The sequence below is a fragment of the Alteromonas marina genome (genome assembly GCF_000808575.1).
Lineage (GTDB): Bacteria > Pseudomonadota > Gammaproteobacteria > Enterobacterales > Alteromonadaceae > Alteromonas > Alteromonas marina_A.
This window is the reverse complement of sequence record NZ_JWLW01000019.1, coordinates 95,733-112,021: the sequence shown is the minus strand read 5'-3', so window position 1 is coordinate 112,021 and position 16,289 is coordinate 95,733. Positions and strand designations below refer to the sequence as shown.

Sequence of the window (16,289 nt, the reverse complement as noted above, 5' to 3'; positions counted from 1 at the left end):
AATGGGCCGGAACATGCAATAATAGCTGTGTTAAATGAATACAATTACAATCAAACTATATTAAGGTTTACGAAATGACAGTCACAAACTTGATAGGAAAGTCATACTTTAAAAGAATAACCTCTCCAGTCGTAGAACGTTATACGCTAATAACGGTTAAAGGAAAGAGGAAGCTTGCCTGCTATATTGAAGATGAGTGGGTTATAGATTCAACGTGCAAAGCAATTAATGACATGCTGGAGCAAGGTTTAATAGGAGAGGAAGCTGTGAAAGGCTGGGCTGATTTCAAGAAAAAAAATGTACATTAATAAAGCTTTTTTTATTACCAAGGGGGCGACTTTTCGCAGGAGTGCCGAGACTGTAACAGGAGCCCGTAACGGCTCGGCGTAAAAGTCGATTAACAATCTAATTAACAGAGAATCCTTTCTTTTTGCACTCATAACGTTGTTGTTTTAGGCTTCGAAGTTGATTTTTCAATTGCTCGCCTTCTCTCGCACTGTAACCAGCGCGCATTTTTGAGTTAATGTTGTCAATACGCTGCTCTATGCCTGCGCATTGGTATTTAGAAGGAGTAAAGTTAGAGCCAGCAAACGAATATGTGGCTGCTACTAGTAATAGAAGTAACGTGTATGTCTTTTTCATGATCATCCTTGAAAATTATATGGTCAGCAATTCTATTTAGCCAGGTTGTACTACTGAGCTACCGTGGCTGCGTTTATATAAACACCCTTTCAATTGATGTTTTCAGATTGGCGATTAGTTGTCAGTGCTTTTATCTTATAACTATGTATAGAAATTCAAACCTACTCTAGCTAACTAATGGTTTGTGTCTAACGAGGTGTTGTAGTCTGATTACACGCCTAGATTTATGGCGGTGTTGAAGGACTAGCATGGTAAACAGAAATGGAATTGGCGCGAAGCTTTTTATAGTCGTAAGCGTTGTACTTATTAATAGTTTGGGTGTTTTATACTTCGCGCGGGATAGTATCAATCTACCTCAATTCCTCCATCTCGCCTTTGGCTTTGTAGAAGCTCAACTTCAGGGCAAAAGTAATCAAGAAAGCCTTGCTCCTGACGCTTTGCGTTCACTAGTAGAAATTTCTCATGGTCAAAAGGGTTTAGAAGCTAAAAAGAATTATGACGATTATACCCAAAGTAATTCTGGCATAGGTGAGCATGAAGCCCCTCACACATACAAATGTTTAGACAAGATTAAACCACCCGAAAGAAAAACTATTTATACATGGACAGACGGGAAAGGTGTTAAGCATATAAGTGACTCTCCTAGAAAGCTAAACAGTGGTACTTCGGTAAGGGTTGCTAAAACAATTGATCCAGAGGCTATATCGCTAAATTTTCTCTCTCATAATTTACCTTTTAATGTTCAAGGGGCAGTGCGGGAAAGAGTACAGCAAGCAATAGATGCCTTTGCGCATGTTACACCCGAAGAATCAGTGGTTCCTGTTGTAGCAAATATAAGGAGCTTTAGTGATAAAGACGCGTACGAGAAATATAGTAAGCGTTTTAATCTTGCGACCGCGACTAGCTCGGGTTTTTATTCAGCAGGGCTAAATGAGTCTGCTATTTTAATTCGTGATAATGAGCAAACACTTCAAACTATAACTCATGAGATAATGCATACCATTAATCGATATTGGTATGGTCAAGTAGCGAAATGGTTGAATGAAGGAATGGCGGAATATTCAGAAACCCCGGGAGTTTTAACCAACAGCTTGTGGGTTAATCACTTTAAAAGTAATCAGCCACTAGCCTTAACCACACTCTTTGAGGGAACGGAGAGCAGTTGGCGTAAACAACCACATCAATTCTATGCTTCTAGCTGGGCTTTCGTTACCTTTCTAATGAACGAGAATCAAGAACTCATGAGCCGGCTTCTGTTATTAGAGGCGGAAAATGGCTGTAAAGAGCTTTCCACAAAGGATATCCAATTATTGTACGGGGGAAGTATTGCTGCGCTGGACAATGATTTTAGGCGCTGGTTTAGAAGTAATTATTGATAAAATAGTCTTCCAGCATTAACGCCACTCCTCCAACTGTTGCAACGCTTTAATACGATCACGTTGCAGCGCGAACGCTTCAAATACGTCATCAAAGTTGGTGTTGCGGGGGCTTAAATTCGGAAGAGCCAAATTGGCTTGGCTGAAAAATTCTGCTTGGTTATTCTGCCAACCTTGCTTCCACCAAGAGATAATTTGTTTACGAGAACTAGAAAGCTTTAAACCAGTAGGTAACTTGTCTGATTTATTGGCGTTTATGCTCGACTTAGTAGGTAGCAAATTCCACAGGTCGTTGTTAGGCCATCGTGCAAACGGAAACGCGTGATCGATAGCGTAGCTAGATAGCCTCAAACGCTTACCTGACCAGCAGCATGCAACATTTTCACTCTTTAGTAATTCGTTAACGCGCTTTCGAATCCTTGAAGTGGTGCGTTCTGGGTCGTCCCATCTAAGCGCATTGAGGTAATCTACTTTAGTAAGTGGCCTTTGTTTGTTTTGGCTGTACCCAGCCATTAAAGAAGACCATTCATTAATCAAAGTTGGCTCTATCCATACGCTAAACTGCGTTAATGAATCCCAAATATGAGTAGGAACATAGAACTTACCCAGTGAAGACAAAAAATCGAAGTCTAAGAGAAGGTCGGTTTTAGGTTTTCGAGTTTGATTAAGTTCAACATGAAAAACACCTTTATCAGTGCCGGGTAACGTAATGTATCTAGCCGGCATGTTTTTTACCGTCGATGCTATGTCTTTAAGGGTTCGATAAAGGGCTTGTACTGTAAGGGTGTCTGAATAATGCGCCCCAATATAAAAATCATTGCTAGAAAAGGCTTTAATTTTCTGCCAGCCGTCTTCCTTGATAAATCCTAATCCTCTGCTCGCATTGCTGTTTTGCTGCATTTCAAACTTATCAATTAAGGGTTTATAAAGCTTCAGCCAATAGAGCGCCACCAGTCCAACAGGTAAAACAACATGCTCGTTTGTTTGTTCTATTACAGCGCCTGGATGGCCTTCGGCGATTCTAAGCAGTGTTCGTAATAGTGCTATCTTATACGTTGATGATTTACTGTCGTTTATTACGATATTCCTGATTAAAGGAAATGCACCTGTACCATTATCAGGCAACATCAGTAAAACCGTTTGCCACTGAACATCAGCGCGACCTAGCTCATCGTTTGACTTTTCAGGAGTAAGCAGTCGATAAGTAAGCCCGAACTGGCTAGCAAATTTAGCCAGTTCATCTGCTGAAACAGGGTACATGGTACGTTCGTCAGCGCAGTTGCCATGTCGCAGCGAGATAATTAACTTGCCATTAGGCTTTAGCAAAGAAGATAGCTTTCTAAAAGCCCGTTCTCGTGACGATGGCGCGAGGTGCATCCAAACTGCACTTAGAAGTATTAAATCAAATTTTGTTTGTAAGCGAAAAACTTCAGTCAGTTCGGGTAGTGTATCTGATATCCAGTGAATTGGGTTTGAAACGGTATAGCCTTGCGCGAGCTCTCTAATGCCAGTTGCGGGCTCGACCGCAACCACACCCAAACCCTTTGAGGCTAAATAACGCGCATCACGTCCAGAGCCTGCACCCACATCCAGCACAATTCCTTCTTTAGGTATGGCGTATAACCATTCTTTGTGAACAGACTCGAAGGGTACGCTATCGTATTGTTTCGCAAGTGTCGAAGCGTTAGTTGAGTAGTACGTTATATTTTGGGTCAAACCGCTAACTTATTGCCAATCCGTTGAATTTCCATTTCTAAAGCATTTGAAGAATAAACTCAAGAGGAGCTTATTCTTATACAACGTATATGTTTATATGCACGACTAAGCAAAACAGCCAACCTACCAAAAGTTTGATCCAGCGCAAAGTCTAAAGTGCACTACTCAGTATACTTAAGCTATTAACCTTGGCGTTTTCGCCACTTCTCACCTTTATTGTTAGACCGCAGGGAGCGCCGCTGTGAAAAAAACGCCGTTTATTTTATCTATTATGTTCGTTGTGTTTTTGGTTGTGGTTGTTAGCACTATTTTTAGTGGCCCTGAAAATGTTGATGTAGTGTCGGGGAATGGGCGCATTGAAGCTACTGAAATTGGTATTTCAGCTAAAGTGGCAGGCCGTGTAGAAGAAATTTATGTGAACGAAGGTGACAGAGTAACGGCGGGTGATGTGGTCGCTAAACTCGATACCACTACCATTAATAGCCAGCTTCAGCAGGCCAAGGCGCAGCGTCAGCAAGCTAAAAGTGCGGTAGAAGCTGCAAATATGGCGGTTGCACAGCGCCAAAGCGAAAAGTCAGCACTTCAAGCTGCATTGCTACAAACTAAAGCCGAGCTAAAAGCCGCCGAAGCGCATGCTGCCCGTACTAATGAATTGTCAAAAACGGGTGCAGTGTCTAAGCAATTGGCAGAAGATAATCTAACCACTGTTGAAAGCGCAAAGGCAGCGGTAAATGCTGCTAATGCTCGTTTAACAGCAGCCGATGCCACCATTGAAGCTTCGCGTGCGCAATATTACTCTGCACAGGCGGCAGTAAGTGCGGCCGATGCCACTATTGCGCAAATTCAGTCTGAAATTAACGATATGGTGTTAAAAGCACCACGTAGTGGGCGCATTCAATACCGTGTTGTAGAGCCTGGCGAAGTTGTTGGCGCAGGTGGCCGTGTACTTAGTTTGGTCGACCTAACAAACGTATACATGACATTCTTTTTACCTGCCACGCAGGTGGGCAAGCTAACAATGGGCGGTGAAGCTCGCATTGTGCTTGATGCTGCGCCCGATGTAGCTATTCCGGCTACCATTTCTTACGTTGCCGATGTGGCGCAATTTACACCTAAGTCGGTTGAAACCCAAAGCGAACGAGAAAAGCTAATGTTCAGGGTTAAAGCACAAATTCCTATAGATTTGTTAAAGCAGCACATTGAAAAAGTGAAAACAGGGTTACCGGGTGAAGTATGGGTAAAGCTAAACGATACCGCTGAATGGCCTAGCGACCTACCTGAGCTTGTCGACTAATGGGCAACATTATTGAATGCAATTCGCTAACGGTTCGCTACAAAAGCACCACAGCTATTCACAATCTTGCGCTTTCTATTCCCGCGGGCCTAACGGTAGGCGTAATTGGCCCTGATGGCGTGGGCAAATCTACGTTGCTGTCGCTTATTGCTGGTGAGCGAGTTATGCAAAAGGGGCAGTTGCAGGTTCTTGGTGGCGATATGCGTGATGAAAAGCACCGCGCCGCTATATGTTCCGACATTGCATATATGCCGCAAGGCTTAGGTAAAAATTTATACCCCACGCTATCGGTAGAAGAAAACTTACAGTTTTTTGCCAAACTTTTTGGGCATAATCGCGCGCAGCGTCGCATTCGAATAGATAACCTTACCAAACGAACCGGGCTTTACCCGTTTTTATCGCGTCCGGCTGGTAAGTTGTCTGGTGGAATGAAGCAAAAGCTCGGTTTGTGCTGTGCCTTAATACACGACCCCCGCTTACTTATTTTAGACGAACCCACCACAGGGGTAGACCCCCTTGCCCGCAGTCAATTTTGGTCGCTTATTAAAGATATCCGCAAAGCCCAGCCGAATATTACGGTACTGGTAGCTACAGCCTATATGGATGAAGCCCAACAGTTTGATCATCTAATAGCGTTAAATGCAGGTGAAATACTGGCAAGTGGCTCGCCAGCGTCATTGCTTGAGGAAACGCAAACCACCAATTTAGAAGCGGCATTCATAGCGCTTTTACCCGCAGGCGCAAAGCAGCAGCATCGCAACGTAGTTGTGCAGCCTTATAAAGCTAGTGAGCATACCAAAACCGCTATTGAAGCTAAAAATCTTACTATGAAGTTTGGCGATTTTACGGCAGTAAATAACGTTAGCTTTACTATTGGGAAAGGCGAAATTTTTGGCTTTCTAGGCTCGAATGGCTGTGGTAAGTCTACCACCATGAAAATGCTTACTGGCCTGTTGCCGCAAACCTCTGGCGAGGCATGGTTACTGGGCAGCCCGCTTGCTGCTAACGATATCAACACCCGCTACCGCGTAGGTTATATGTCGCAAAGCTTTTCTTTGTATACCGAATTAACCGTTCGGCAAAACCTTACGCTTCATGCCAAGCTATTCAAAGTAGCTAGCAAGATACTAAATTCGCGGGTAGATGAAATGCTTAACCGCTTTGCCTTAAGCCATCATCAACACAGCCTACCGAACGACCTTCCGCTTGGTATTCGCCAGCGTTTGTCATTAGCCGTGGCCATGGTTCATAAACCTGAAGTATTAATATTAGATGAACCCACTTCTGGCGTAGATCCAGTTGCCCGAGATAACTTTTGGCAGTTGCTTATTTCCTTAGCGCGAAAAGACGGCGTAACCATTTTTATCTCTACTCACTTCATGAATGAGGCCGTACGGTGCGACAGAATTTCGCTAATGCATGCAGGCGAAGTGTTGGTAACCGACACACCAGAGGCCATAAAAGCATCTAAATCTGCCGATACGTTAGAAAGCGCGTTTATCGATTACTTAGTTGAAGCACAAACGCCTGCGAACCAGGCTCAAAAGCCAGATCAAAACGCGCAAGAAAGTTTTAGTGCAGATAAAACCACACCACCAAGCAAACGCGCAAAAGGCTTACGACGGTTGTTAAGCTATGCCTCGCGTGAAACCCTTGAACTTATTCGCGATCCTATTCGCTTAACTATGTCGTTCTTAGGCAGCATGGTGTTAATGATGGTGATTGGCTATGGCATTACTATGGATGTCGACGACTTAAGCTATGCTGTATTCGACCGCGATCAAACTTCTACTAGCCTTAACTATCGCAATGCTTTATCTGGCTCACGCTATTTTAATGAGCAGCCTGCTATAACCAGTTACGCCGATATGGACCGGCGAATGAAAAGCGGCGAACTTTCATTGGCTGTGGAAATTCCTCCCGAATTTAGCCAAAAGCTGCATAAGGGCGAACAAGTAGAAATAGGGGCATGGATTGATGGCTCTATGCCATCACGGGCAGAAACGATAGAGGGTTATGTAACAGGTATTCACTTGAAATGGCTTTTGCAGCAAGCTTCACAAGCTAGCCAAGTGCAGTCGACTAGCAGTATTAATGTGGAATCACGCTATTTATATAATCCAGATGTTCAAAGCTTAGTGGCAATCGTACCTGCGGTAATGCCCATGTTATTGTTGATGATCCCTGCGCTTTTAACATCGTTGGCGGTGGTACGTGAAAAAGAGCTAGGCTCGATAATCAATTTGTACGTCACGCCAGTTACACGCATCGAGTTCTTGTTGGGCAAGCAACTACCCTATATCGCTACTTCGTTTGTTAGCTTCTTGCTGTTAGTTGCAATGGCAGTGGGGCTTTTCGATGTTCCATTAAAAGGGGATATGCTGGTGCTATGCATTATAACGTTGTTATTCGTTACTTTTTCTACCAGCTTTGGTTTGTTGGCTTCAGTTTTTACGAACAGTCAAATTGCCGCAATTTTGCTTACCACCATTGGCACCATGGTTCCGGCTGTGCAGTTTGCAGGCATGATAACGCCAGTTTCTGCCTTAGAAGGGGCAGGGCGCTTAATAGGAGAGCTTCACCCCATTAGTTATTTTTTAACTGCTAGCCGAGGAATATTTAGCAAAGGGTTAGGCTTTGGTACGCTTGATTTTGCAGTGTTTGCCATTGCTATTTCTATTCCAATTACACTGTGGCTTGCCACTGTTTTGTTGCGCAAGCAGGAGCGCTAAACCGTGGAAATTAAAAATGTAACCCAGTTAAGTATAAAAGAGCTTTGGAGTCTATGGCGCGACCCGGCCATGCTTATTCTTATTGCTTATGTGTTTACAGTAAACATTTACACTGCGGCCACTGCGGTACCCGAATCTTTGCACAATGCGCCCATTGCCTTTGTTGATCACGACAACTCGCAGATATCTAATCGAGTGATAGATGCTTTTTACCCTCCCTATTTTCTAGCGCCAGATATCATTGAAAGTAATGAAGCCGACACGTATTTAGACACAGGTAAGTATACCTTTGTGGTTACCATTCCCCCTGAGTTTGAAAAAGACATTATGGCCGGGTTACAGCCCGACGTTCAGGTTAACGTTGATGCCACGCGTATCAGCCAGGCGTTTACCGGCAATGGTTACATTACTGAAATAATCACCGATGAAGTGAACGCATATTTACAGGGCTATAAGTCTGACACTGTTTACCCTGTCGAACTGATCATGCGAGCCCGCTTTAACCCCGCGCTTGAAAGTTTTTGGTTTGGTTCTGTCATGGAACTTATTAATGCCGTAACAATGGTAGCCATAATTTTGTCTGGGGCTGCGCTTATTCGAGAGAAAGAGCGCGGCACTATAGAGCACCTGTTAGCTATGCCAGTGTCAGACAGTGAAATTATGCTTTCTAAGCTGTTAGCCTCGGGGGTAGTTGTGTGGGTTACTACCTTGCTTTCGGTGTATTTAATTATTCAATGGGTACTTGGCGTACCAGTCAATGGCGAAATATGGCTTTTCATGGTGGCTGTTGCTTTACAGTTATTCGCCGTATCGAGTATGGGTATTTTTATGGCCACTATTGCGCGCTCTATGCCCCAGTTCGGATTGTTACTCATCTTAGTGTTATTGCCGCTTCAGTTGCTTTCTGGTGGTGTAACACCAAGAGAAAGCATGCCTGAATTCATTCAATACGCAATGTTGCTAATGCCTAATACGCACTTCGTAATGGCTTCCCAAGGGGTATTGTATCGAGGGGCGGGCGTTAGCGTTATATATCCTCAGTTATTGGCGCTTTTAGCTATTGGTTGTGCGTTTTATTTTATAGCGCTTAAAAGGTTTAAAAGCACCATTGGTAGTATGGCTTAGAAGCGCTATCTAGTTTTGCGTCCATTCTCTGTTTTATTGCTCTATTTTTAATGTAAATAGAAATAATTGTCATTTAAATTAAGCTTAAGCTGTTTTATACTCCTGCCCCGAAAACATCCAAACCCTTCAAAACCAATAACAGAGAAAACCATGAAATTAAGCAGTTTATTTGCACTAACGCCTATCGCGTTTGCATTGTCGGTAAATGCGCAAACTACGCAAAGCGATACGGTAGAAGTTAAAGAAGCAGACGTTGAAAAAATTCGTATTGTTGGCGTTCGTCAAAACCGCGTTAGCCGCGGCGCAACGGGCTTAACCATGGAAATTAGCGAAACGCCTCAGTCTATTAGCATTCTTTCTGAAGACCTAATGCAGTCGTTCGGTGCGTTTAATATTAACGATGCGCTAAAGCTTGCGCCGGGTATAAACGTAGAAGAGTGGGAAACTAACCGTACCAACTATACAGCCCGTGGTTTTGAAATTAAAAACACTCAAATAGACGGTGTAGGCCTGCCGAACGACTGGGGTATTGTTACCGGCTCTGTTGAAGCGTACGGTTATGAAGAAATTGAAGTTATTCGTGGTGCCAATGGCCTGCTAACCGGTGTGGGTAATGCGTCGGGTACCATTAACTATGTACGCAAGCGTCCAACGAATGAAGAGGGCGGTGAAATTGGCGCAAGCATAGGTTCGTATAACTTTAAGCGCGTACAGGGCGACTATTCAATGCTGCTTACCGAAGACGGCAGCTGGGCAGCTCGCGTAGTAGCCAGTGTTGAAGATAAAGAGTCGCACCTTGATGGCCTAGAGAACGATCGCAGCTTTGTTTACGGTGTTATCGACGGTCAGTTAACCGACAATGCTACAGTAACCTTTGGGTTGTCTTACCAAGATGCTAATACCGACGGCAACACCTGGGGCGGGCTAGTGTTTAACTATACCGAAGGCACCCAAGCCGAGTGGGACATTAGCGATACCACTACCCAAGAGTGGACGAAATGGGATACCGAAACCACCAATGCGTTTGTAGAGCTAGACTATGTGTTCGATAACGATTGGCAGCTACTGCTTAGCTATAACTACCGCGACTTTGAAGATCAAAGCAAACTGTTTTACGCCTACGGCGCAATTGATAAAGACACAGGCTTAGGCCTGGTTGGCTGGCCGGGTCGATACGATTCTGAGCGCGATTCTCATCTAGTAGAAGGCCGTGTTTTTGGTGATTTTTCGCTATTCGGTCGCAACCATGAAGTGAACTTTGGGGTAAGCCACGCTACCAGCGACGATGTGTCTTTCGTTCACGCTTTTGATTATGCCACTACACCTGCCTATGGGCCAACGCCTGCGTTCCCTTATGCGTTAGATGCTATTGCCGAGCCTGATTGGCTTGCCGCTTCAGAGTATTCAAACATTGAGCAAAACCTAACCCGTTACTTCGGTTCTGCGCGTTTCAGCGTTACCGATGAAATGCATGTTATTGCTGGTTTCAACGCTATTGATTTTGAGCGTACAGGGCAAAACGCGGGTGCGGTTATCGATAACTCAGAAAGCGAAGCCAGCCCTTACGTTGGTGCGACTTACGCGGTAACTGAAGATGTGAATGCCTATGTGAGTTATTCAGATGTGTACCAGCCGCAAGAGCAGTACGACATTAACGGGCAGTACCTTGACCCAACTAAAGGCCAAAACTTTGAAGCAGGCGTGAAAGCCCAGTGGTTCGATGACCGTTTATTAACCACGTTCGCGTACTTCACTGCAGAGCAAGACAATTTGGCGGCCTACGCTGGCACTAACCCAGACACGCTTCAGTACTACTACAAAGGCGTGTCGGTAGAGTCTGACGGTTTTGAAATTGAAGTAGCAGGGCAGGTAACCGATGCTCTGCGTGTTAATGCGTCTTACACCGCTATTGACGTAGAAGACGAGCAAGGTAACGATGCTAACTTATGGGCACCGCGTGACGTAGTAACCTTTCAGCTAGCGTACACAGTACCGCAAGCACCAGAAGTAGAACTGGGTTTTGGCGGTCGCTGGCAGTCTGAAATAAGCAATGTGGATTATAACGTTGAACAAGGCGCGTATTTCTTAGGTAATGTGTATGCATCACGCGCGTTTACTGAAGATCTTACTGTTCGCATGAACATCAATAACATCTTCGATAAGAAGTACATTAACAGCCTACACACCGTGGGTTATTACGGCGCAGGCATTAACGCCCAGCTAAGTGCGTCGTATAGCTTTTAATTAAAGCGCTATATTAGGGTAAAGGTAGCTAACCTGTAGGGGCGCTACCTTTTGCTTTCAGCAACCTGTCTTGCTACTTTCATCTGCCGCCTTTCTTAGCATAAGCATGCATACGCCGGTATTTGCTCAGCCCGATAAACAGTCTGTTTAAACTATCGATGTGCAGGGCGAGAAAACCACGCCTCTTACACCAAGCCACTGCCTTGATTAAAATTAGGTCAGTTGCTAGTGTATTTAATCTGCATAAAAAATGGACTTTTAAAAACGTATGTTTCAACAAACATGGGTTCATTTAACTGGCCGCTTCTCGCTTTTTACCAATGAAAGCGAGTAATAATAAAGTAGGTGAACTCAATGTTTCCAACCGCGTTATCGCGCTTAATATTAAAGGGCTTTGTCGCCACCTTAGCCTTTGTATCTATTGATGTTTTGGCACAAACCTCGGAATCCTGTAACAGCTCAGATGCAGTGTTTTATAACGGTGTTATATATACCGCTGACGATAAAAACTGGCAGGCCGAAGTGGTAGCAGTTGAAAACGGTCGCATAGTGTTTGTTGGTAAAGAGGCCGACGCAGCGCCTTGGTACTGCGGTGCTGAAAAGCGTATTGATTTGAAAGGCAGCACGCTTTTTCCAGGTTTTACCGATAGCCATCAGCATCTTGAAGGTATAGGGAAGCGCACACGCACGTTAAGTTTGTTTGGCATTGCCACGCTAAAGCAAACGGTAGCTGAAATTAAAAGCTTTGCCCAAAACGTACCAGACGGTGAGTGGGTATTAGGCCGTGGATGGATAGAGCGTGAATGGCAAGACGAGCAGCGTTTTCTGACCGCGGCCGACCTAGATCCATTCACTCGAAATAAGCCGCTATTTATGCCCCGCGCCGACGGTGTTTCAGCCGTGGTAAACTCAAAAGCGTTGGCCCTAGCCGGTGTTACCAAAAACACGCCCGACCCAGAAGGTGGAAAGTTTGAACGCTATGACGATGGCACGCCCACCGGTTATGTTTTGGCAACGGCAATGGACTTCTTTAGAAATATTTTACCCCCCGAGTCCGACCAATATATACAAGACAATTTAAAGCGCGGTATGCAGGTAAATGTGTCGCAAGGATGGACGGCAACCCACGACGCAGGCATGAAGTGGCGAGAGGTTCAGCAGTTAAAGCAACTGGCCAATAATGACGAGATGCTGCACCGGGTTTATATTGCTATACCTATTAGCGAGTCAGAAAAGCTTTTTCAAACTGGCACTGAAACGCTTGCAGAAGGGCTGTTTTATTTGAACGGGATAAAGGTGTTCATCGACGGTACGTTAGGTTCCCGTGGCGCCGCGCTACTTGCGCCTTATAGCGACGCTGATCACAGCGGCTTTATGAACCGCACCACAAAAGATGAACTTATGCCGGTACTGGAGCAGGCCTTAAAGCAGGGGTTCCAGGTGATGACCCACGTTATAGGTGACCGTGCGTTATACTCCACGCTAAATTGGTACGAAGAGGCATGGGAGGCGTTGCCCAAGGCTAAGTGGAAAAGCGACGATTTGCGCTGGCGCTTAGAGCACGCGCAAATTATTCCACCTAACCAGCAAGACAGACTGGCAGACATGAACATTGTGGCATCAATGCAGCCTAGTCATGCTATCGGTGACTTAAACTTTGCGCCAAGTCGATTGGGGTACAGTCGTTTGGAGTATGCCTACCCGTGGAAACCGCTGGTGGATAAAGGCGTTGTTTTGGTGGGTGGCTCAGATGCCCCTGTTGAAGTGGGCGACCCGCGCATTGAGTTTTACGCAGCCATTACCCGTAGTAGGCTTAACGGTACGCAAGATAAAGGTTGGCACCCAGAATTATCGTTATCTCGGGAAGATGCACTTCGCATGTTCACCCTATGGCCTGCCTATGCGTCGTTTCAAGAAGATAGTTTAGGCTCTATTGAAGTGGGAAAATACGCCGACTTTTCTGTTTTCGACACTAATTTTATGACGGCAGAACCTAGCGATATTTTGAAGGCCAACGTTGTGATGACAGTGGTAAACGGCAAGGTAGTCTTTCAAAATCTTACCAATAATTAATCTGCTTTTATAAGCGCTGCATGCTGTTGGTGTGCGGCGTTTTCTGCGCTCCTCCTAATAACAAAGCGTTCTTTTATCCTAAAGGCTAATATAATATTCATCTAATGAGTGATAATTATCTCTCAAAGGTGTATTTTTTAGTGAATCTATTCTAATTTAGAGATGCATATTAGTTTGGTTGTATTACATTCTATTCAACAACCGCTAATAAGCGTTGCCTACGCCAATAATAAAAATAATCAAAAAACTTAAAACGCTTAAAAACAACACGTCTTGAAGGAGAAACACATTGGATCAAGGTAACTTCCCTAAAGGGAAAAAACTTAATCGAATAACCTCAGCTATTATTGCTAGTTCATTACCGTTTTTTGCGGCAATGTCAGCACCTACTTTTGCACAAGAAGCGGAAGAGAAAGCAGAAGATTTTGAAAATATCATTGTAACGGGTACACGCATGAGCAACCGCTCTGCAGCCGACTCGCCAGTGCCGGTAGATGTAATTACGGGTGAGGAATTCCGCCAAAACTCGTCAAGCGACGTGCAAGATATGCTGCGTACGAATGTACCGTCGTTCGACGTAAATACACAGCCAATTAGTGACGCCGCTACTATTGTGCGCCCGGCTAACATGCGCGGCCTGTCGCCAGATAACGTGTTGGTACTGGTAAACGGTAAGCGCCGTCACCGTGGCTCTATTATCTCTTTCTTAGGTGGTGGTATTTCTGATGGTGCGCAGGGTGTTGATATTTCGGCAATTCCATCACTCGCTCTGAAGCAAGTAGAAGTACTGCGTGACGGTGCATCATCACAGTACGGATCAGATGCTATCGCTGGCGTACTTAACTTCTTACTTCGCGATAACGACGAAGGGTTTGAGTTCCGCGCTAACTATGGCTCTACCTATGAAGGCGACGGCGACAACTACACTATTTCAGCCAACGCTGGCTTCTCGTTAGGTGCCGACGGCTTTGTAAATATCACGGGTGAAATTCGCGACGTTGAAGGTACGGTACGCTCAGTAGTACGTAACGACGTGCAGGGCATGGTTGATGCGGGTTACCTAACACAGTCAGATTTTTCTACCATTAACAACTATACCAACGAAGTGCCACAGTATTGGGGCCAGCCAGACGTAGAAGATGACTACAAGCTATTCATTAACTCAGCGTATGAGCTAAACGACAAAGCTGAGCTTTACCTATTTGGTAACTACGGCAAGCGTACAGTAACCGGTGGTTTCTTCTATCGTAACCCAGTTACTGAAGGTAGCCAGCGCGGCGGTGTATACGCAGGTCCACTGGTTGACCCACTCACAGGTTTAGCCGATCCAGACGGCGTGCACTCAGTACTTGTTGGCGACCTTGACGGTGTGGGCGTAGGCGGAAGCTGTATTGACGGTATTCCAATTGGCGGTGAAGGCAACGTATTCCCCGACCCAACATTCCTAGCGCAAGTTCAGGCAGATGATAATTGTTTCTCGTTCATTGAAACCATCCCAACGGGCTTTGTACCGCGCTTTGGAGGTGATAACGAAGACATGGCGTTCACTGTAGGTGTACGTGGTGACTTAGATGTTGGTAACGGCTTAGGCTACGACTTCAGTGCGCAGCGTGGTTCGAACCGCACAGACTTCTTTATTAAGAACACCATTAATGCGTCATTAGGCCCAGCAACCCCTCGCGACTTCGTACCTGGTGGTCAAGAGCAAACCGAAACTCTAGTTAACCTTAACTTTGTATACGGTGTTGATGTAGGTTTAGCGTCTGACTTGAACGTTGCGTTTGGTGCTGAATACCGCAAAGAAGAGTTCGATCTATTTGCTGGTGATGAAGCGTCTTATGCGCTTGGTCCGCTAGCAAGCCAAGGCTTCTCGTCTAGCTCTAACGGTTTTGGTGGTTTCCCCCGTGATACCAGCTCGTCGCAAGACAGTAACGCGGTTTACATTGACTTAGAAGCCGACGTAACAGAGCAACTTACCCTACAAGCAGCGCTACGTCGTGAAGACTTCAGTGAGTTTGGTGATACTACCGACTTTAAACTAGCGGGTATTTTCCACGTCACTGACGACTTCCGTTTACGCGGTGCGTACTCAACTGGTTTCCACGCGCCAACAGCGGGTCAAGCAAGCATTACTAACGTTACCACGCAAAACGTGAACGGCGTGTTGATTGACCAAGGTACACTGCCATTGTCATCGGCGGCAGGTCAATTAGCGGCTGACTTTATTGAAAGCCAAGGTAACGGTCGCCCAGACCTAGGGCCAGAGGAAGCCGTGAACTTCTCATTCGGTGCATCAATTGATGTGGCAGACATGAGCTGGACCATCGACTTCTACAATATTGAAATGGAAAACCGTGTTGCACTTGGTGCTAACGTAAATTTCCTAGATGCGCTTAACTTTGCCGGTGGCGGTACAGATTACGCAACCGTATCTGAAGCGCTTACCGAGCTTGATGCGTCGGGTATTATCGACCGTTCAGACTTTATCGGCTTAGACGATTTGTCGCAGTTCCGTTTCTTCTCGAACAGCTTCGACACCACAACGCGCGGTATCGACATTGTAGGTAACTACAGCTTCGATTTATGGGAAGGTAATTCACGTATTACCCTAGCGGCAAACTACAACGAAACCGAAGTAGACGATGTAGGTACGCTTAACCCAATCGGCGAGGGTCGTGTTGCAGCTATTGAAGACTTACTGCCAAACCTACGCGGTAATATTTCATGGACACACACGCAAGGCGCGTTGCGTACGCTTGTTCGCGCTAACTACTACGGTGGTTGGGACGATACAGGTAACGGTGTAGACGGTATTGATGCGGCTATCTTGATAGACGTTGAGGCTAAATACTCTTATAGCGAAAACCTCGATCTTGTGATTGGTGTGAACAACCTGTTCGACGAATATCCAGAAGAAAACCCAAGTGCGGGAAGCTTAGGTCAGCTTTACTCAGAAGCTAGCCCGTTTGGTTTCAATGGTGGTATGTGGTACGTGCAGGCACGCTATACTTACTAAGCTATTTTTAGCCAGATAAAAAGCTAACTAATTAGTTTAAAAAAAAATTGAATACCGCTTCTTGTTACAAG

10 protein-coding genes are annotated in these 16,289 nt (G+C 45.2%); 8 read left to right on the top strand and 2 right to left on the bottom strand.

Features of this window, described 5'->3' with window-relative positions; all coding sequences use genetic code 11:
• Window positions 1-74: 74 nt before the first annotated feature.
• Complete coding sequence (locus RJ41_RS12265; protein ID WP_039221136.1) at window positions 75-308, top strand: hypothetical protein; 234 nt, start codon at window positions 75-77, stop codon at window positions 306-308.
• Window positions 309-405: 97 nt separating this feature from the next.
• Here RJ41_RS12265 and RJ41_RS12260 read toward each other — a convergent pair whose 3' ends face one another.
• Window positions 406-642, bottom strand: a complete 237-nt coding sequence (locus RJ41_RS12260) for a hypothetical protein (RefSeq protein ID WP_039221134.1) — start codon at window positions 640-642, stop codon at window positions 406-408.
• A 248-nt stretch (window positions 643-890) separates the two neighbouring features.
• Between RJ41_RS12260 and RJ41_RS12255 the strand changes: the two genes are divergently transcribed.
• Window positions 891-2,018: a DUF4124 domain-containing protein gene (locus RJ41_RS12255; protein WP_039221131.1), complete on the top strand. Its 1,128-nt coding sequence runs from the start codon at window positions 891-893 to the stop codon at window positions 2,016-2,018.
• 18 nt (window positions 2,019-2,036) lie between these two features.
• On the opposite strand, the gene RJ41_RS12250 is transcribed toward RJ41_RS12255, so the two are convergent.
• Window positions 2,037-3,734 carry a class I SAM-dependent methyltransferase gene (locus RJ41_RS12250; protein WP_052235462.1) on the bottom strand — a complete coding sequence of 566 codons (1,698 nt, stop codon included), beginning with the start codon at window positions 3,732-3,734 and terminating at the stop codon, window positions 2,037-2,039.
• A 241-nt stretch (window positions 3,735-3,975) separates the two neighbouring features.
• On the opposite strand from RJ41_RS12250, the gene RJ41_RS12245 reads away from it, so the two are divergent.
• The 6 genes from RJ41_RS12245 (at window position 3,976) to RJ41_RS12220 (ending at window position 16,218) form a co-directional block, all read left to right on the top strand.
• A complete protein-coding gene (locus tag RJ41_RS12245) occupies window positions 3,976-5,028 on the top strand; it encodes an HlyD family secretion protein (protein ID WP_039221127.1) in 1,053 nt (350 codons plus the stop codon).
• Window positions 5,028-7,760 (top strand): ribosome-associated ATPase/putative transporter RbbA, encoded by a 2,733-nt coding sequence (rbbA, locus tag RJ41_RS12240; RefSeq protein ID WP_039221125.1) that lies wholly within the window; start codon window positions 5,028-5,030, stop codon window positions 7,758-7,760. Before RJ41_RS12245 ends, rbbA begins: the two co-directional genes overlap by 1 nt.
• Before the next feature lie 3 nt (window positions 7,761-7,763).
• A complete protein-coding gene (locus RJ41_RS12235; protein WP_039221123.1) occupies window positions 7,764-8,885 on the top strand; it encodes an ABC transporter permease in 1,122 nt (373 codons plus the stop codon).
• Window positions 8,886-9,035: 150 nt separating this feature from the next.
• Window positions 9,036-11,129: a TonB-dependent siderophore receptor gene (locus tag RJ41_RS12230; protein WP_039221120.1), complete on the top strand. Its 2,094-nt coding sequence runs from the start codon at window positions 9,036-9,038 to the stop codon at window positions 11,127-11,129.
• 354 nt (window positions 11,130-11,483) lie between these two features.
• A complete protein-coding gene (locus RJ41_RS12225) occupies window positions 11,484-13,202 on the top strand; it encodes an amidohydrolase (RefSeq protein ID WP_039221117.1) in 1,719 nt (572 codons plus the stop codon).
• A 289-nt stretch (window positions 13,203-13,491) separates the two neighbouring features.
• Window positions 13,492-16,218: a TonB-dependent receptor plug domain-containing protein gene (locus RJ41_RS12220; RefSeq protein WP_039221115.1), complete on the top strand. Its 2,727-nt coding sequence runs from the start codon at window positions 13,492-13,494 to the stop codon at window positions 16,216-16,218.
• The last annotated feature ends 71 nt before the right edge of the window (window positions 16,219-16,289 follow it).